At 60.8% G+C, this 18,307-nt stretch carries 14 protein-coding genes; 6 read left to right on the top strand and 8 right to left on the bottom strand.

What is annotated here, in order from left to right; all coding sequences use genetic code 11:
• The first annotated feature begins 271 nt into the window (after nt 1–271).
• Both GR198_RS09840 and GR198_RS09835 read left to right on the top strand, forming a co-directional pair.
• Nucleotides 272–1,177: an MBL fold metallo-hydrolase gene (locus tag GR198_RS09840; RefSeq protein ID WP_164068630.1), complete on the top strand. Its 906-nt coding sequence runs from the start codon at nt 272–274 to the stop codon at nt 1,175–1,177.
• A complete protein-coding gene (locus GR198_RS09835; protein WP_164068628.1) occupies nt 1,174–1,944 on the top strand; it encodes a phosphotransferase enzyme family protein in 771 nt (256 codons plus the stop codon). The genes GR198_RS09840 and GR198_RS09835 overlap by 4 nt, the downstream gene beginning before the upstream one ends.
• Before the next feature lie 48 nt (nt 1,945–1,992).
• Here the strand turns inward: GR198_RS09835 and corA are convergent, their stop codons facing one another.
• The gene (gene corA, locus GR198_RS09830; protein ID WP_164068626.1) at nt 1,993–3,036 is read right to left on the bottom strand and encodes a magnesium/cobalt transporter CorA; all 1,044 of its coding nucleotides are present in this window, start codon (nt 3,034–3,036) and stop codon (nt 1,993–1,995) included.
• 167 nt (nt 3,037–3,203) lie between these two features.
• Nucleotides 3,204–3,914, bottom strand: coding sequence for a DUF4272 domain-containing protein (locus GR198_RS09825; RefSeq protein WP_164068624.1), 711 nt, complete (start codon nt 3,912–3,914; stop codon nt 3,204–3,206).
• A gap of 198 nt (nt 3,915–4,112) precedes the next feature.
• Here GR198_RS09825 and GR198_RS09820 point away from each other — a divergent pair, with 198 nt between their 5' ends.
• The gene (locus GR198_RS09820) at nt 4,113–5,993 is read left to right on the top strand and encodes a HAMP domain-containing methyl-accepting chemotaxis protein (RefSeq protein ID WP_164068621.1); all 1,881 of its coding nucleotides are present in this window, start codon (nt 4,113–4,115) and stop codon (nt 5,991–5,993) included.
• A 115-nt stretch (nt 5,994–6,108) separates the two neighbouring features.
• Here GR198_RS09820 and GR198_RS09815 read toward each other — a convergent pair whose 3' ends face one another.
• The 4 genes from GR198_RS09815 to GR198_RS09800 form a co-directional block, all read right to left on the bottom strand.
• Entirely contained in the window at nt 6,109–7,287 is a 1,179-nt protein-coding gene (locus GR198_RS09815; protein ID WP_164068620.1) for an alpha/beta hydrolase, read from the bottom strand.
• A gap of 76 nt (nt 7,288–7,363) precedes the next feature.
• Nucleotides 7,364–10,435 (bottom strand): efflux RND transporter permease subunit, encoded by a 3,072-nt coding sequence (locus GR198_RS09810; RefSeq protein ID WP_029871287.1) that lies wholly within the window; start codon nt 10,433–10,435, stop codon nt 7,364–7,366.
• Nucleotides 10,432–11,517 (bottom strand): efflux RND transporter periplasmic adaptor subunit, encoded by a 1,086-nt coding sequence (locus tag GR198_RS09805; RefSeq protein WP_164068618.1) that lies wholly within the window; start codon nt 11,515–11,517, stop codon nt 10,432–10,434. The genes GR198_RS09810 and GR198_RS09805 overlap by 4 nt, the downstream gene beginning before the upstream one ends.
• Entirely contained in the window at nt 11,514–12,587 is a 1,074-nt protein-coding gene (locus tag GR198_RS09800; protein WP_164068616.1) for an efflux RND transporter periplasmic adaptor subunit, read from the bottom strand. The genes GR198_RS09805 and GR198_RS09800 overlap by 4 nt, the downstream gene beginning before the upstream one ends.
• Before the next feature lie 111 nt (nt 12,588–12,698).
• On the opposite strand from GR198_RS09800, the gene GR198_RS09795 reads away from it, so the two are divergent.
• Together GR198_RS09795 and GR198_RS09790 are read left to right on the top strand one after the other, a co-directional pair.
• Nucleotides 12,699–13,331 (top strand): TetR/AcrR family transcriptional regulator, encoded by a 633-nt coding sequence (locus tag GR198_RS09795; RefSeq protein ID WP_029871290.1) that lies wholly within the window; start codon nt 12,699–12,701, stop codon nt 13,329–13,331.
• A gap of 114 nt (nt 13,332–13,445) precedes the next feature.
• Nucleotides 13,446–14,486: a LacI family DNA-binding transcriptional regulator gene (locus GR198_RS09790; RefSeq protein ID WP_164068614.1), complete on the top strand. Its 1,041-nt coding sequence runs from the start codon at nt 13,446–13,448 to the stop codon at nt 14,484–14,486.
• Nucleotides 14,487–14,532: 46 nt separating this feature from the next.
• On the opposite strand, the gene GR198_RS09785 is transcribed toward GR198_RS09790, so the two are convergent.
• Nucleotides 14,533–15,585, bottom strand: coding sequence for an AraC family transcriptional regulator (locus tag GR198_RS09785; protein ID WP_164068612.1), 1,053 nt, complete (start codon nt 15,583–15,585; stop codon nt 14,533–14,535).
• Between the two features lie 244 nt (nt 15,586–15,829).
• Here GR198_RS09785 and GR198_RS09780 point away from each other — a divergent pair, with 244 nt between their 5' ends.
• Nucleotides 15,830–16,981 (top strand): ROK family transcriptional regulator, encoded by a 1,152-nt coding sequence (locus GR198_RS09780; protein WP_164069042.1) that lies wholly within the window; start codon nt 15,830–15,832, stop codon nt 16,979–16,981.
• A 279-nt stretch (nt 16,982–17,260) separates the two neighbouring features.
• On the opposite strand, the gene GR198_RS09775 is transcribed toward GR198_RS09780, so the two are convergent.
• A complete protein-coding gene (locus GR198_RS09775; RefSeq protein ID WP_020047217.1) occupies nt 17,261–18,307 on the bottom strand; it encodes a carbohydrate ABC transporter permease in 1,047 nt (348 codons plus the stop codon).

The following is an 18,307-nucleotide window of genomic DNA, read 5'->3' as shown; positions in this document are numbered from 1 at the left end:
GCCGAACCTGAAGACGCTGGTTCCCCGATGCGCGGTCCCGCTCGAAACACGGTGGACGCCGAAGAGCTATGGCCGCTCGAAACCGAGCGTGATGGTCATATGCACGGCCGCGGTGCCCAACACCGTGATGAGACGTTGGAATGTACATGTACCGGTAGAGCGGAAGCCAAATCAGACGGGAAGCCCCGCACCGTTCTGAAAGATCAGGCGCCCGAACGGGACTTGATGTATCCGAATGAAATCACTGCGATTGCAATAAAGGCGACCAGACGTGAATCCATCGGTGGAATTGTGTTCACACCCCGAACTCGATGATCGAATCGTGATCGTCAGGGCGGGGGACGAAGTTGATGCCGTGTTCGTCCGGACCGAGAGGTTCAATGTGCTGATCGATACGCTCGGCACGCCCGAACTCTGCATGGCGGCGCTGCACCTGCTCGAGGAAAAGACGAATGCTCGTCCGCTGATCGTCATCAATTCGCATATGGATTGGGATCATTTCTGGGGGAATGCCGCCATTGCGGGGCGCGCTCCGATTATCGCGCATGCCGCCGCGCTCGACCGCTTACGCGACCCTTCCGCACAGGAGGTCCTGAGGGACAAGGTGAGCCAGGAGCCGCGGTTTCGGAACGTCGACCTCATCGGCCCCGATATCACCTTCTCCGGCTCGATGACCCTCAACGGCGGCAATCTGACACTGGAACTCATTCATGCGCCAGGACACACGCCCGACCATATCGCCGTGTGGATTCCCGAACTTCGCATCTGCCTGGCCGTCGACGCAGTGGAATACCCCATCCCCGAAGTCTGGAGCAAAAATGCAGACGACCTGCGCTTGATCCGCTCCTCGCTCGAGCGGATACGTGACCTCAATGCAAGACTGGTCATCCCGGCGCACGGCCGGACGTACTCCCCTTCGGCGGTGGATGACAACCTCGCCTATTTCCAAACCCTGGCCGATCGCGTCGGCAGTTTGAGCAAGAGCCAGCTGGCGGATCCGCAACTCGGCAGTTCAAGCGGCCTACGGCTTGAAGACTTCGTCCCCATCCCCGACGGAATGCCTTCCGACGTCGTGGCGTTCTACCGGAACTGCCATGAAACAAACCTTGGCGCCACGATTCAGGCCCATATCGAAAAACTGAATTCGCATAAAGAACGTCTGGAGGCCGGAACGTGAAACTGTTGGAGGGCGGACGAACCGGGCAGATCTGGCAGGACGGCAATACCGTCGTACGGCCTTCCGGCGCATGGACGCCAACGGTGCATCGGTTTTTGCGCCATCTCAGGAGCAGAGGCTTTCCGGGAGCGCCGGATCCCATTGAAATAACCGGGAACCAGGAAGTCGTCAGTTATGTCACCGGGCGCGTCTGCGAAGACCTGAGCGACCAATTTGTCGGATCGGAGCGCATGCTGCTTTCCGCAGCCACGCTTCTGCGCGATTTTCACTCGGCATCTCAAGGGTTTCTGGAATCGGATCGCGAGATCCAGACATGGATGCTGCCGCCCCAGGAGCCGCGCGAGATCATATGCCACGGCGACTATGCGCCCTACAACGTCGCTACGGCAGACCATGAGGCTGTCGGGATCATCGATTTCGATACCGCCCATCCCGCACCGCGCCTATGGGATCTGGCCTATTCGGTTTACCGCTGGGCGCCGCTCTCCGATCCCGCCAATCCCGACGTGATCTTCGGCCTCGACGATCAGCTGCATCGCGCGGAAATCTTTTGCACGGCATATGGGGCGACGATGGAAGACCGGCTCCAGCTCCCTGAGATGATCTGCCAGCGACTGCAGGCGCTCGTCGATTTCATGCTGGCAAGTGCGGCCGCTGGAGATGAGACATTCGTGGAGGACGTGGTTGCCGGAGACGCCCGGCTCTATCTCAGCGATATGGACTATGTTCGCAGCCATCGGGACCGGCTGCTGAAAGCCTTGTGCTGACGTACCATCGCCAGCTCGGATATTCCGCCTGCCCCCTACATCACATATCTAGAGCCACTTCTTTCGACGGAAGAAAATGAAGAGGCCCAGGCACAAGGTGATGATGACGCCAAGCACGACGAAATAGCCGTATTGGAATTTGAGCTCCGGCATATCGTTGAAATTCATCCCGTAGATACCGGCGATCGCGGTGGGAACGGCGAGGATCGCCGCCCAGGCGGCGAGCTTGCGGGCGATCGCCGTCTGCTCCGTCTGGCCGATCATCACGCTGGCCTCGAAGGCAAAGGCAAGGACCTCGCGCAGCGCATCGATATCTTCCTGAACCCGGCGCACGTGATCGGTAACATCGCGAAACAGGGACTGAAGCGTCGGATCCATACCTGGAAGATCGATGTGCTCGTACCGCCGACAGACGTCGACGAGCGGCACCACGGCGTTGCGCAGCCGCAGCAACTTGCGCCGCAATAGGTAAAGCCGCTCGATGTCGGACTTTTCCAGCTGTTCGCGCAGCACCAGATCCTCGAGCTTCTCGACCTCCTCCTGTACGACCTCGATGACAGGCATGTAGTTGTCGACGATGAAATCGAGGATGGAATAGAGAATATAGTTCTCGCCATGAGCAAGTGCTGCCGGCGTGGCCTCGCATCGCTGACGCACCGCCAGATAGGAGGACGAATCCCCATGACGGACGGAAACGACATAACCGCGACCGACGAACAGATGCGTTTCGCCGAAGACGATTTCGTCATCCTTCATATGGGCGGTCCGGGCGACGATGAACATCGCGTCCCCATAAATCTCCAGCTTCGGGCGCTGGTGAGGCTGTGCTGCGTCCTCGATCGCCAGGGCATGGAGATTGAACTCGGCCTGAACCTGGTGCAGCAGCACTTCATCCGGCTCATGCAGGCCAATCCAGACGACGGCATTCTCCCGGATTCGCCATTCGCCGGCCTCTTCTATCCTGATGTCGCGAATGCGTTGCCCATGCTGGTAAACGGCGGCGGCCACGACGCCGGGCCGTTCATACGGAGGCGATGTGGAACCGCCACCTGCCTGCGCGAGATCGCTCTCCAGATCTTTCAGCCGTTCCAAATCCAGCTATCCTCTCCATTCCCGCACGGGATCATATATCCGCGGGGCCAATCCCTTCGCCGGTCGGGCGCTCAGCCGATCATAATGCTATTTCGTAAAACATGCATCACCGCGTCGGTGCGGGGCCTGACCAGCCGCCTTCATCGTGGCCGGGCGCCCAGGTAACATCACGTGTCCGTGGAAATATCGTCCCAATCCTGATCCATGTAGCCAATCAGCCAGTTGAGGGCATAATGCCGTTCGTAAACCACGCCCTTATCCAATCCGGCAGGTGGCTCCTCTCCCTTCAGCCGCGCGTTCACGGCGGCCCAATCGTAGCGATAAATGAGGTCGGCGGCGTCCAGCAGCTCTTTCTGCGGACGAAGCTTGGCGCGACGCATCAGCCCGTCCGTCCCCAGTTCGCGCAGCGTGTTCGCAATGAATGATACGTCGCAAATATGGTCGGGACGTTCGAGATCGGAGGCGATCCCGAGCGCCCACAACATGACGTGCACGCCCTCGTAGCGCCAGGCGAAGTTGGTCCGGTCGTGATCCGTGGGATCGGGATCGTCCATGAATGCCCGCTCCTTCGGGGTGAAAAAGCTTGTCGCGTCGAACTGCCGGATGAGAGCCTGACCCATTTCATGGTCGCCGGTCTCGCCTTTCACGGCGACGATCGCAAGCGCAATCGCGCGCTGAACGACAGCCTTTGTATTTCGGCGGGTGCTCTCGCTCTCGGGCTCAATGGTCGGCAGATGATCGATGGTCGGCACCCCTTCCGATTGAAGCTGGGTGATAGACCGAGCTTTGCGTGCCCCCGCTTCGTCGGCGGGTTGCGAAACGGCTGCCTGCAACGGAAGGATCAATGCGAGAAGGGCGGAAAATATGCGCTTCATCATTTCTGGCTCCCGTCATTCCTGATGCCGCATCGATAGGTATTTTCCTCAATCAGCGGGAGGCTCAACACGAAGGCGGCGGCGATTTTCAGGAAAACTGGTAAACGGCATTTTTACATATGGAACAAATCGTTAAATTTTTTTCGATACAAAATTCCTTGGCCAACCCGGTATGAAGCCGGCGTTCGATGAGGGCTTTCGATGCGTCGTCCAAACATAAAATCGAGCTTGCTATTGATTTTCAGCGGCATAGCTCTTCTTTTTGGTCTTGTCGCCTATCTCGCGGTCGACGGTCTTCGAAAGACGAACGGCTCCACTGAAGAAATTGCGAGCCATTGGCTGCCGAGCGTTCAGGCTTCGCAGGCGATCAATCTCTCCATGACGAATTTGCGCCTCGCCTATCGTGATCACATCATCGCGCAGTCGGATGCGGAAAAGAAAACGCGCGAAGACGCCATTAAAGTCGCCGAGGATGCAGTCGGCAAATCGGTGGACGCCTATCTTCTGCTGGCTTCATCCGACCACGAGCGTGAACTGATCAAGACGATTAAGGACAGTGTTGGAGGCTACATCGCCAGCAGCTCGCAGCTGCTCGCCCTTTCCCGCGCCAACAAGACCGAAGAAGCCGGGCAATATCTGGGCGGAGAGATGCGCTCCTATTCGGACAAGCTCAAGGAAGCCACGTCGACCCTGGTCGAATTGGACGTCAGCGGCAGCAACGAGGCGGCCGAACTCAGCAAGCAAACCTTCGACTCGATAGAATTCTACCTGCTTGCCGCGATCGGCGTTGCTGGATTGCTCGTTCTCGGTGCCGTCGCTTTCGTGCTGACAGGCATCGCCAATCCGATTACCGGGATCACCGCCTCGATGCGGCGGCTGGCCGAGGGAGACACCGATTCCAAGATTCCATTTGCAGACCGCGCCGACGAAATCGGATCGATGGCGGGAGCGGTGGAAATCTTCCGCCAGGCCGCGATCACTAACAAGCGGATGGCACTGGACGCCGAGGAAAACCGCAACAGGGCGGAGGCCGATCGCCTTGCCGCCCAAGAGCAGGCGGAAGCCGACGCCTCGGAGCGGTTGCGCATTGCCACCTCGGGTCTCGCCGCCGGTTTGAAGCGGCTGGCCGCAGGCGACCTCGCCTTCCAGCTCAACGAGACTTTCGCGCCCGACTTCGAGGCGCTGCGCCATGACTTCAACCAGTCCGTCATGCAGCTCGGCGCGACGCTGAGGGCGATTTCCGAAAGCATCGGCACGATCGACGAAGGCACGCGGGAAATCTCCTCCGGAGCGAGCGATCTGTCAAAGCGTACGGAGCAGCAGGCGGCTTCTCTGGAAGAGACGGCGGCAGCACTTGAAGAGATCACGGCGAACGTGTCGAACTCCAGCAAGCGAACCGAGGAGACGCGCACGGTGGCCACGGAGGCAAATCGCAGCGCCGGGATCTCCGCGGAAGTCGTTTCCCACGCCGAAGAGGCGATGGAACGCATCGAGACCTCGTCGCAGCAGATTTCCAACATCATCACCGTCATCGACGAAATCGCATTCCAGACCAATCTTCTCGCCCTCAATGCCGGCGTGGAAGCAGCAAGAGCCGGCGAGGCCGGCAAGGGCTTTGCGGTCGTCGCCCAGGAAGTCCGCGAGCTCGCCCAGCGCTCGGCAAGTGCTGCCAAGGAAATCAAGGGCCTGATCCAGAACTCCTCGAAGGAGGTGGAAGGCGGGGTCAAGCTGGTGCGCGATACCGGCCAGGCCTTGAAGACCATCGGCAGCTTCATCACCCAGATCAATCACCATATGGATTCGATCGCCACCTCTGCGAAAGAGCAGTCCATCGGCCTCAGCGAAGTCAACGTCGCAGTCAACCGGATGGACCAGACGACGCAGCAGAACGCAACCATGGTGCAACAGTCGACCGCGGCATCCAATTCTCTCGCGCAGGAAGCCCAGAAGCTTCGCGAACTCATCGCCCAGTTCAGGCTCGACGATGCGGTCAGCCAGTCCTCGGCCCTTCGCTCGACGGCGAGAACGATGGGGCAGCCCGCGGCCCGTGCAGCCGTGCATGCGGTTGCCGCTCGCCGCTGAAACCGGCGGCGACAGGAAACCCCGAGATAAAAAGGCGCCCGGCGATTGCCGGGCGCTTTTCATTCGGTCAGGCGAAGGCCGGATTGCGCCGCGCGCCAACTGCGCCCAGCTCTCATCATTGCGAGCCGACGACACGCCCGGCCAGACGAAACGGACTTGCGACCGCGGCACCGGCAGCATCGAAGACATAGGCGCCGACGTCGCCGGCGGTCGACCGTCTGCCGCTTTCGAAGGAGGCAAGCTGCGCGCCGAACTTGGCGAGCGATGCGTAGCGGTCATGCCCCAGCCCGTCGGATGCCTGGATCGACGTGATGTCGATGACCCGAAGCCTTTCCTTCAAGGCAGCCTCCCTGATGACGGGATCGTCGATATCGAGGCGTCCGACGCGCGCCCGCTCTCCCGCTATGAAGCTCGAGGCCACCAGCGCCCGGTCGTCCTTCGAAACGAGAAGAGATATCGGGATCGGCATCCGCCCGATATCCTTCAGCTGGGAGCGGAAAACATCGACGTCGATGTCAGGGGCCGCCAGGATCACCGCCAGTTTGCCGATGACGTCGTCGCGATGCTGCAGTTTGAGCTGACGCACCGTTTCCATGACCAGGAATCCGCCCATGCTGTGTCCGAAAAGGATGATGCGTTTCACCTTTCCTGAAGCCGAGAGCGAGGCGACAAGCGAGTCGAGGTCGCTGCGCGAGGAGAGGGCCGCATCGCGGTCGGCGACATAGCCGGCAACGGCTCCGGCCGAAGGCCACGAAAACAGAATCGGAGAGCCCGGAATGTTAGCGTCCGCGGCGATCTGCGCAGTGCGAAACAACGCCTCCTGATAGCTATAGTTATAGCCATGCACGAAGATGCCGACAGTGCCGTCGGACTGCGTAGAGCGGAGCGCCTCCTCTACGAAGGCGTCCTTTGCAAGCTGCTCGCGCCTGATGACGGCAAATTGGCGTTCGGGATCCGGTCTCGAGGTCGGATATGTGATCGCGGTGTCCTTCCGGCCGGGAGGGACCGAAAACGCATATTGCTCGTAGGTGAGATTGTCAGCCCAGGTGCTGCCGAACCCACCGCGTGCGGTGTCGGGGCTCCTGTTCGTCGCAGCGAGCACGTTCACCCGGCTTGGGGCGGCTTCATCGGTGTGAAGCGATGCATTCAGATGGGCTGGGTGAACGGGCTGATGGACCGGGTTCAACACATCGGGCGACGGTCTCGTGGCGCAACCGGCGAGCATCGCCAGGCCGATCGCGACCAGCATCGCCTTGGCTCCCATCGGAAACTCTTTCAAACGCTGTTCCGTCATCGAGCTCTCTCCTCGGAGACCAGGATATGCAGCGGCCGCCGCGGCGGCCGCATGCGATGGACGTCAAAGCCCATGCTCATGCCTTTGCCGCGGCTTCGACCTGAACGCCTTCATCCCTCGGGATCCTGAACCATGCGACGTAGAGCGCAGGCAGAAACAGCAGGGTGAGCGCGGTTCCGACGACGATGCCGCCCATCATGGCGTAGGCCATCGGTCCCCAGAAGATCTCGCGCGAGATCGGGATCAGCGCCAGCGTGGCCGCCGCGGCCGTCAGCATGATCGGCCGCATGCGGTGTTCAGTGGCCTCGATGACCGCCTGCCAGGGCGCCATTCCTTCGCTGCGCAAATGCTCGATCTGGACGACCAGGATGACGGAGTTGCGGATCAGGATGCCGATCAGCGCCAGCACGCCGAGGATCGCGACGAAGCCCATGGGAGCATTGCTCAGCAAAAGTGCTGCGACCACGCCGATCAGGGCCGTCGGTGCGACGGCGAACACCAGGAAGAGGCGGCTGAAGCTTTGCAGCTGGATCATCAGGATCGTTGCCATCGCAAACAGCATCAACGGAGCGACCGCCACGATCGGCCCCTGTGAGTCGGCGCTGGATTCGACCGCCCCGCCCACTTCCACCTTGTATCCCACCGGAAGGCCTTTCTGAAATTCTTCCACCTTGGGCTTGAGTTGGTCGACGATCGTGGCCGGTTGCGTCGGACCGACGACGGCCGCCTTGACCGTTATGGTGGGTTGCCTGTCGCGACGCCAGATGGTCGGCTGCTCGAGCTCATAGCGGAAATTGGCCACGGCGGAGAGCGGCACGACCTTGCCGTTGGAGGTGGAGAGTTGCAGGTTCTGCAGCGTCTGGATGGAGTCGCGCTCGGATGCCCTGGCGCGCCCGATGACGTCGACCAGGTAGATGTCGTCTCGAACCTGGGTGGCCGTCGAGCCTTCGACGATGCCGTTAAGGGCGGTCGCGATGTCCTCGGAGGATACGCCGAGTTGGCGCGCCTTGTCCTGCAGGACATCGACCTTCACCACGCGAGACGGCTCGTTCCAGTCCAGGACCATGTTCGCCAGAAGCGGGTGCGATCCGATGACGCCGGCAAATTTCTGGGAGAGATCGCGGACCTTTTGAATATCAGGGCCGCTGACCCGGTACTGGACCGGCTTGCCGACCGGCGGACCGATGTCGAGAAGCTTGACGAAGGCGTCGGTGCCGGGGAAGGTTTTCGTCAGATAGTCCTGCAGCTCTGTTCGCACCTTATCGCGCACGTCGAGCCCCTTGGTGACAATGATCGTCTGTCCGAACGACACGTTGGGCGTCTGCACGTCGAAGGACAGGATGAAGCGCGGAGCGCCCTGGCCGACATAGGTCGTCCAATGATCGATATCCTTGTTGTCGGCCAGCATCTCCTTTTCGAATCTCGCCATCTGCCTGTTGGTTTCGGCGATCGAACTGTTGTGGGGGAGGTTCCAGTCGATAATGAGTTCGGTCCTGTCCGAGCTGGGAAAGAACTGCTGCTGCACCAGCCCCATGCCGCCAATCGAAAGCCCGAAAACGCCGACCGTCAGAATGATGGTGACCCAGCGCCAGCGCATCGCCAGGCCCAGGAGCCGGGAGAAGACCGAGGCGAAGCGGCCCTTCTTCTCGTGATGCGATTTCATCGTCTTCGGCAGGATCGTGACGCCGAGAAGCGGCGTGAACAGCACCGCCACCACCCAGGAGACGATCAGCGAAACCGCGATGACCACGAAAAGCGTGAAGGTGAATTCACCGGCAGCGCTGTTGTTGAGACCAACCGGAATGAAGCCCGCTACGGTGACGAGCGTTCCCGTCAGCATCGGAAAGGCGGTCGACGTATAAACGTGGGTGGCGGCCTTCCTGAGATCGTCGCCCGCCTCCAGGCGGGCCACCATCATCTCGACGGCGATCATGGCGTCGTCGACAAGCAGCCCGAGCGCGATGATCAACGCTCCGAGCGAGATGCGCTGAAGCGAAATGCCGGAATACTCCATCACCACGAAGGTGATCGCCAGGACGAGCGGAATGGAGATCGCCACCACCATGCCGGCGCGAAGACCAAGGCTGATGAAGCTGATGATCAGCACGATGACGATCGCTTCGAAGAGCGCGCGGGTAAATCCGGACACCGCTTCGTCGACAACGGCCGGCTGATCGGAAACGCGGTGGACATCCACGCCGATCGGGAGATCGGCGACGACACGTTTCATCTGCGCGTCGAGCCCCTCGCCGAACTCCAGAAGATTGGCGCCCTGCTTCATGCCGATCGCAAGCCCGATCGCAGGCTGGCCGTTGAACCGGAACAGCGCCGACGGCGGATCCACGTAGCCGCGTTTGATCGTGGCGACGTCGGTCAGCGGAAAGAAGCGGTCGTTTATCCGAAGATTGATCGATCTCAGACTTTCCTCGGACGTGAATTGTCCACTCACCCGCAATGCGATGCGCTCCGGCCCGGCGTCGACGAAGCCGGACTGCGTGACGGCATTCTGCGCCTGCAAGGTCTGGATGACCGACTGCTGGTCGATCCCGAGTGCTGCGATCTGGCGCGTGGAGAATTCGAGATAAATCGCCTCGTCCTGGGCGCCGACCACATCGACCTTGCCGACGTTGGGCACGGTCAGGACCTCGGAGCGGGCGTTTTCCACGAGATCGCGAAGCTGCCGCTGGGTAAGGCCGTCGCTGGTGAAGGCGTAGATGTTTCCGAACACGTCGCCGAAGCGATCGTTGAAGAAAGGACCGACAACGCCGGTCGGGAAATCGCCCTTGATGTCGGCGATCATGTTGCGGATGCGCAGCCAGGTGGGAGCGACATCCTTTGCCTTGGTCGTCGGCAGCAGCTCGACGAAGACGGTCGTCTGGCCGGCAACGGTCTCGCTCTTGGTGTAATCAAGCGATTCCAGTTCCTGGAGCTTCTTCTCGATCCTGTCGGTGACCTGCCGCGTCACCTCTTCGGCGGAAGCGCCGGGCCACTGGGCGGTGATCACCATCGTCTTGATCGTGAAGTTCGGGTCTTCCTCACGGCCGAGCTTCACGTAGGAGAAGGCGCCGGCGAGAATGAAGACGATCATGAAGTACCAGACGAGCGAACGGTGTTCGAGCGCCCAGTCGGAAAGGTTGAAGGACTTCACTGGCTGATCTCCTGGTCGATCCTGATGGCCTGGCCATCTTCAAGTTTATGCACGCCTGCCACGACCACCCTTTCTCCGGGGGCGAGCCCCTCGGTGACGCGGACGCTGCCGCCGTCTTCGACGTCGCCGTCGATCTTCACGCGGCGAAGCGATACCTTCCTAGCCGCCGCATCGACGATCCAGACGCTCGGGCCGTCGCTGCCGACAAGGATTGCCGAGGAAGGCAGGACGATCTGCGGATCGGCGGCAATGGTTGCCGAGGCTGTGATGACCGAGCCGAGCCTGAAGGCTTCGGGCGGATTGGTGAGCGCGATCTTGGTCCTGCTCGTGCGGGTAGAGGTCTCTGCCTCCGGTGCTATTTCGCGCACGATCCCGGACGTGCGGATGGTGGAATCGAGCTGCAGCGTCACCTCGAAGGGCGCGCCGATCTTCAGTTTCTGGGTGGCTGCCTGGGGGACATCGACCACGGCGTCGCGCTTGTCCGGCCGGGCGATGGTCACGACCGTCTGGCCGGCCGACACCACCTGTCCGACTTCGGCCGAGGTTGCCGTCACCACCCCATCGAATTCCGCCCGAAGCTGCGCATAGCCGTGTTGCTCCGTGGCCTTGTCGAGATTGGCCTGCGCCTTGGCGACGGCGGCCGCCGCCGTCCGCCTTGCCTGCTCAGCCTCTTCGAGCGAGGCTTCGGTGCCGGATCGCGACTCCAGCAGCGCACGCTGGCGCTGCTCGGTGGTCACCGCGTTCCTCAGCTGGGCGTCGCTGTTCTCGACGTCCGACTGCGCGTTGCGCACGGCAAGCTCCAGCGCCAGCGGATCGATGGCGGCAACGACGTCATCCTTCTTGACGAGATCGCCGACATTGACGTTGCGGGCGATCATCCGCCCGAGAATCCGGAAGCCGAGTTCGGTCTCGATCGTCGGCTCGATCGTGCCGGTGAGACTCAAGCTCGCGGCCGACGTCGGATTGACTGTCATCGACAGCACGGGACGGGGCGCTTCCCCCTTCTCCTCATCCTGCGGCGCGCAGGCGGAGATCAGGGCCGTACCCATCATCAGAGCGACTATGTTGAGACGAATACTCACTTGGAAGCTTCCTTGACATAAGACACGATTTCACCCGGCCTGAGGAACTTGGTTCCGTCGGCCACCACGACCTCTCCTTGCGACACGCCCGACTTGACGATGAAGCTGCCGGTCTCGTAGCCGGAGACATCCACCGCCCGGACCGAAACCGCGGACGATGCGGGATCGACGATCCAGACGGCCGGTTTGCCGTCCTTGGATGTCATGGCGGACCAGGGAAGCTGGATGACGTCCTGCGAGACGTAATTGAATCTTCCGACGACGGGAGCGCCGAGAGGGATCGGAGCGTCGCTCGATATCGCGACCTTGACCTTGATGGTTCCGGTGGAGGAATCGATTGTCGGCGAAATCTCGCGAACCTTTGCCGCGAGCTTCTGCGTCGGGTTCGACAGAAGGGTCACTGTGCCGTCGCCGTCGATCGGGCGCAGGAACGCACTTTCGACCACCTCAAAGACGGCATCCCGGTCGCCGTCATGGGCAAGCGTGAAGACCACCTGGGCGGCCTGCGCCACCTGCCCGACCTCGGCATTGCGGGCGGTGATCACCCCGTCGGCGTCCGCCTTCAGCTGTGTGTAAGACAAGGTGTCCTGAGCGGTTTCCAAGAGTGCCTGCGCCGACTTCGTCGATGCCTGCGCGGTCAGAAGCGCCTCCTGCGCCTGGTCGAGTGCCGCACGCGTCGTCACCTGCGTTCGAAACAGGCTCTGCTGGCGATCGTATGCGAGCTGCGCCTGGGTCTGCTGCGCCTCAGCCGACTGAAGATTGGCTGCCGCCACATCCAGCTCGGCCTTCTGCTCTTCCGGATCGATCCGCGCGAGGAGCTGCCCCGCCTTCACGGATTGTCCGACTTCCACCAGCCGCGCGACGATCTTGCCGCTGACGCGGAAGGACAGATCGGTCTGAACGCGCGCCCGCACTTCTCCTGTGACCGCGCCGCCCTGGACTAGCGGCTCAGGCTTGGCGACGACGACGCCGACCTCTCGTGGGGTTGGCCCAGTCGGTCTGCTCTCATCGCTGCATGATCCCAGACCGATGGCGCATATGATCGCTGTGGCGACCAGAATGGTTCTCATAGTTGACCTCTTGCTCTCAACGGCAGCTGCTATATAATTGACTGACCAATTAGTCAATGAAACTTTGCGTCGCAGGGAGAGAGCGCACGCAGCAGGTTGGAGGATCAGAAAATGACAGCCCAGAAGAAGCTCACACGCGCCGAACAGAAGTCGCTGCGGCCCATCCAGATTCTCGATGCCGCCTTCGAAGAATTCGTGAGATGCGGTTTCACAGGTACGAGGGTCGAAGACATTGCCGACAGGGTCGGCGTCACCAAGGGTACGGTGTATGTCTACTTCGAGACGAAGGAAAAGCTTTTCGAAGCCATGATCAACCATTTCTCCGTGCCGTTTCAGGAACTGCTGGGGATCACCGCGAGCCTCAGCGGCAGCGCCACCGACCGGCTGATTTCCATTCTCGGCCTGCTCTACGAACAAATCGCCGAGGATCGCGCGACCCGCGAGCTAACGCGGCTCGTCATTGCGGAAGGACACCGGTTCCCCGACCTGATCGACCGCCACCACGATCAGTTCATTGAGCCGATCATCACCAAGGTCGACGCTCTCATTCTGGAGGGTGTGGCGTCAGGGGAGTTTCGCGAAGTTCCGGTGGAATTCTCCGACATCGTGGTCGCGCCCATCCTGACGACGACAGTTCTGCGGCTGATATTCGACGACCGCCGCGTGCCCACCCCCAATAAGGAGGCCTTCCTGCGGACCTACTTCGACCTGCTGCTCAATGGCCTGCTTGCCAAACCTCATTGATCGCCGAATGACGAAAAATACCGCGACAGGCACGTAGATTTTCTCAAGTTTTTATGTAAAAACATCGAGTTAGCTACGCCTTCGAAGGCACGACCTCAATTCGCGACGGAAAAAGTGGAACGCAAAGTCAATCTCAAGGATGTCGCGCGCGATGCGGACGTATCGCTGAGCACGGCCTCGCATGCGCTCAACGGGACCGCGCCGCTGACGATCGAGGTGCGCGAAAGGGTTCTGGATTCAGCCAAACGCCTGGGTTACCTCGACCGCCGGAGGAAGAAGGCGACGATTGCGACCTTGCGCGTCCTGCTTCTAGCGATTCCCGACGATGCCGCACCGGAGAGCGATCTCAATTTGGTGAGCTGGACGATCCTCAACGGTCTTCGCAGGGAGTGTGAACGCCGCGGCATCAGGATCGTACCCTTCGTCAGCACCGGCCGGCGTATCGACGGCGCTCAGGTCAGGCAGATCGCTCTCTCGGAACGTGCCGACGGCATCGTGGTCCTGAACGATGATCAGCCGGAACTGATCCGAAGCCTCGCCTCGCCTGATATGCCTGTTGTCATCGTCAACGGCGAAGACCCCGCCATGCTGGTCGATACGGTCACCCCCGAAAACCGCTTCGGAGCGCGGCTCGGCATCGAGCACCTGCTGGCGCTCGGGCATCGCCGTATCCTGCACCTGACCTGGAAGGGCCGCACGACGATCCAGCGCCGATATGACGGCTTTTCCGACGCTTATTTCGCCGCGCAGCTTCCGGTGCCGGATGGCATGATCGTCGAGGCCGAGGGATATGAGCCGAGGCACGGCGAGGCTGCGATCAACGCGCTGCTCGACCGCGATGCCACGATGAAAGGCGCGACCGCCGTCTTCTGCGCGGCCGACAATCTGGCCCTCGGCTGCCTGAAGGCATTGGCCGATCGCGACATCCGCGTGCCGGAAGCGATTTCAGTCCTGGGGTTCGACGACATCGTCCCCGGCGAATTCAGCCGCCCGCCGCTGTCGACGGTCAGCGTTCCCACAGACAGGCTCGGCGCCGCCGCCTTGGCGCTTATCGAACAGAGGCTGATCGCCAACGATCCGCAGCGGCCGGCCCATCGCCTGGAACTCGGATGCCATCTCGTCCTGCGCGGCAGCATCGCGGCGCCGCGCTCCTAGAGCATGATGTTGTCCGAAAACCGTTCACACTTTTCGGCGTCCTTCCTTATCGCAAGCGCTCAGCCTGCAGGCGAGTATCGCGCGGGCTTTCTCCAAAGGCGCTGCGGTAGACAATGGAAAACCTGCCGGCATGAGAAAAACCCCACATCGCGCAGATTTCGCGGACGGATCGCTGATTCATCGGGTCCCGCAGTTGGTCGCGGGCTGCTTGCAGCCTGATCGTACGCAAGTAACCGCCCGGTGAAGTTCCCCGGAAGGCCCTGAAACCGGTTTGCAGCGCGCGAAGTGAAACACCGACACCATCCGCAACCATCGTCATGGTGAGAGGCTCTGCGATATTGGCGTGCATATAGTCGATAGCACGCCGGACATGCCACGGTGCGACCAACGACACTTTCTGTTTTTCCAAATGGCCGGAAAGACGGTGGCGGCCAAATCGGATCACCAGGTTAGCAAGCGTTTCGCTCATCGCCGCCAAGGCCAGAGGTGAAGACAGAAGCGGACCGTCATTGCGCATGCCCTGCACGATCGTCTGCACCAGACTGCCGATCAGCTGACCCGATGGTGTTGCGAGATCCACGACGGGCTCAAGGTCAATCGAGTCGAAGATCGGCGTTTCCACCAGTGAAACGAGCATTCGCCTCACAATTTTCCAGTTCAGGAAGAGAGCGTCCGAGCAGTGCGGGCCTTGGATGAAACGATCGCCAGCCTCGTGGTTGTTGGCCATGAGAAGATGACCCGCTCCACTTTCAACCACGTTTTTTCCAATGGACAGTCGAAAGGATCCCGTGTGCGGAATGTAAAACGCAAGGTGTTGCGGGGTCTCATCGAGCGTCCGAATTGTCCAGGAACTCTGATAAACCGAATGAAGCACCGTAAATGCCTCACTTGTTCGCAAGTCCGCTGCCCAGGCAAAGGCCCGGTCGTTGCTCAACGGCTTCGCGCCAAACACCCCGTAGCCTGCCGAATAGGCTCGAACCATCGACTCGAAGTCAGTGCCTTTATGCGTCGGCGCAAGCCCGTATGCTTCACGCTCGGGAGCGCGCGCCGTATTTTCGGATCTCAACGATATCTGCAACTCGGTTGTTTCCCTTTCCACACCCCCGACCGGCTAACCGCCTATCAAGCGCTCCATCTCGTTTGAGACCGCCGCAACACCGATATCGTGCCTTCCAAACGCTCGGACACGATCCCCTTTGAAAGGCCGTCAGCCTGACTGGCTTGATCAATCTCGATGAGGTAAGCAGGGCCGGCAAAGCGGGGATCGAATTCCTTGTTTGACAGAAGCGAAATGCCCTCCCAATGTGGTTCACACTCACAGTGTAAATCAAAACGAACCGAAAATGAAGTATGATCCGCTAAACCATGTTGCCGCGCATTTTTTGCGAGACGCACAACCCATGCGCGTAGCTTCTCGCAACGAGCGCGACCTGTTGCGGCTGATCTGGAAGTCTCCGGGGATCGAGCGCTCCGACCTGACAGAGCCGCTCGATCTCACCCAGCAATCGTTGCACAGGATCGTCGCGCGGCTTCATGAGCGAGGAATGCTCATCTTTTCCCATTCGGAAACCCGGCGGCCGGGACCGCCCAGCCCGGAGCTGACCCTTCGCAAAGACTGGTGTTTAACCCTGGGCATCTCCGTGAACGTCGGCTCGATCGGCCTTTGCCTCATGGGTTTCGGCGAACCTTTGGAAAAAATGGAAATCCCACAGGCGGGCTCCTCGCTATCCGCTGAAATGGAGCGGATCGAAGCGGCGGTCGAAGAGCTTCTTGCCCGCCGGGGCGCCAAACGGCGTGACGTCCTCGGCGTCGGCCTGGCCGTCGCCGGCCACCGTATGCTGGAGACGGCCTTCAATTGCCCCTTGCCTCTCGCTCATTGGTCGTTGATCGACCTGGCACCTTTGCTTGGAGAGCAACTTGGCCTGCCGGTCTGGGCAGATAATGTCGCCAGGACCGCAGCCTTGGCGGAAGCCATTTTCGGCGTTGGCCGGGATGTCGCGGATTTCGCCTATATTGCCCATCTTCATGGCTATGGCGGCGGCCTGGTTTCCGGAGGCATGCCGTTTCGCGGCAATTTCGGCAACGCCGGCGAATTTTCCGTTCTCTTCGGACGTCAGGACTACGAGGAACGCCCTGCACTCGGCGTCCTGCTTGAACATCTTCGTGCCAAGGGACGCTCGAACCTGACCTTGAGAGACCTGAAGAACGAGAAGCTGATGGACTGGGATGGTGTCACGGAGTGGGTCGACCGCGTCACGCCGGCCCACAATCGAGCCATTAATGCGATCTGCGCAATATTTGATCCGGCATTGATCGTCCTCGGCGGCGAGCTTCCGCATTCACTCGCGAGAATGCTGATCGAACGCACAGACTTCAACAATCTGCCTCGGCATGGGGTTCTACGTGACGTCCCCAGGCTTGCTGTGGGACAGATAATCGATGCCCCCGGTGCAATCGGCGCGGCCTTGATCCCGCTCTTCGAAACCGTTTTGTGATATGGGCAGAACGCCGCAGCACTTTGAACTCGACGTCAACATAGCCTAAAACGGCGGCCTATCAGATCGCGTAGGCGGCCGGCCTCGATGGCAAGCGCTACGCTCGCCGCGGCGCATACCGCCCTAAAAATAAGCGACAGCCTTGGGAGTCATCCGCAAAGACAAAAACCGAAACGCGCCGCATGAACCAGGTTCAATGCGACGCGCCTCAGCCGGGAGGAAAACGTGGTATGGGGTTGTTCAGCGATTGCGGGGAGGTCTATCTCCACGCCTCGCCGTTCACTTCATGCCTGTTCCGGCGATGCCCGTGGTGATGTACTTCTGCAGGAACAGGAAGACGACGGTGACAGGCAGCAGGCTGAGGAACGTCATCGCCAGGATATAGTGCCACTGCACCGAGAACTCTCCCTGGAATGCATTCAGGCCGACCTGCAGGGTGAAGTTCTCGCGGCTGTTGAGGACGATGAGCGGCCAGAGGAAGTCGTTCCATCGCCAGAGCACGGAAAAGATCGCCAGCACCGCGAGAGCCGGCGCCGTCAGCGGCAGGATGATGCGCCAGAAGATGCAGAATTCGCTCGCCGCATCGACGCGCGCCGCCTCTATCAGCTCATCGGGTATGGTCAGCATATATTGCCGCAGCAGGAAGACGGCGGTCGGAGAGGCGACCGTCGGCAGGATGACGCCCCAGAGATTGTCGGCAAGCCCGACCCCGACAATGACGAGATAGGCCGGCACCATGACGACGGCGAGCGGGATCATCAGCGTTGAAATGATGATGACGAAGACCGTCGTATCCCCTGCAAATTTGTATTTTGACAGGGCGAAGGCCGCCATGGCGTTGACGATGAGCGTCAGAAGCGTTGCGACGAAGGTGACGAACACTGAATTCTTGAGGAAGGTCAGGAAGTTGAAGCGCGTCAGCGGATCGGTGTAATTCTGCGTGGCGACCGTCAGTTTCTGCACCGGCGTCATCCCCTTGACGTCGACGCTGACGGGTGGTCCCGGATTTGCGGGATCGACCATCTGGGCCTTGAGGCCGATGCGGCGGACCATGGCCATTTCACGCATCTGACCGTCGACGGTGACCTGCCAGAGGCTGAGCGGCTTGTCGAAGCCGGGCACGGTCTGCTCGACGGCGGCCCGAGGAAGCAGCGTCGGCGGAAACCGGGTGATCTCGGCGGCCGGCTTCAGCGAGGAGAGGCCCGCCCAGAGGACCGGAAGCAACACCACGAAGGTTCCGCCGATCAGCCAGACCCATGACAATATGTCGGTGATATCGATGCGTCCGGCCCGGCGTGTGCGCGTGAAAAAGCTGATCGGGTTCAT

This window comes from Rhizobium leguminosarum (assembly GCF_010668065.1).
In the GTDB taxonomy this organism is placed as follows: domain Bacteria; phylum Pseudomonadota; class Alphaproteobacteria; order Rhizobiales; family Rhizobiaceae; genus Rhizobium; species Rhizobium leguminosarum_S.
The sequence above is the reverse complement of the archived record's forward strand: the minus strand, read 5'-3'. Positions and strand labels throughout refer to the sequence as shown.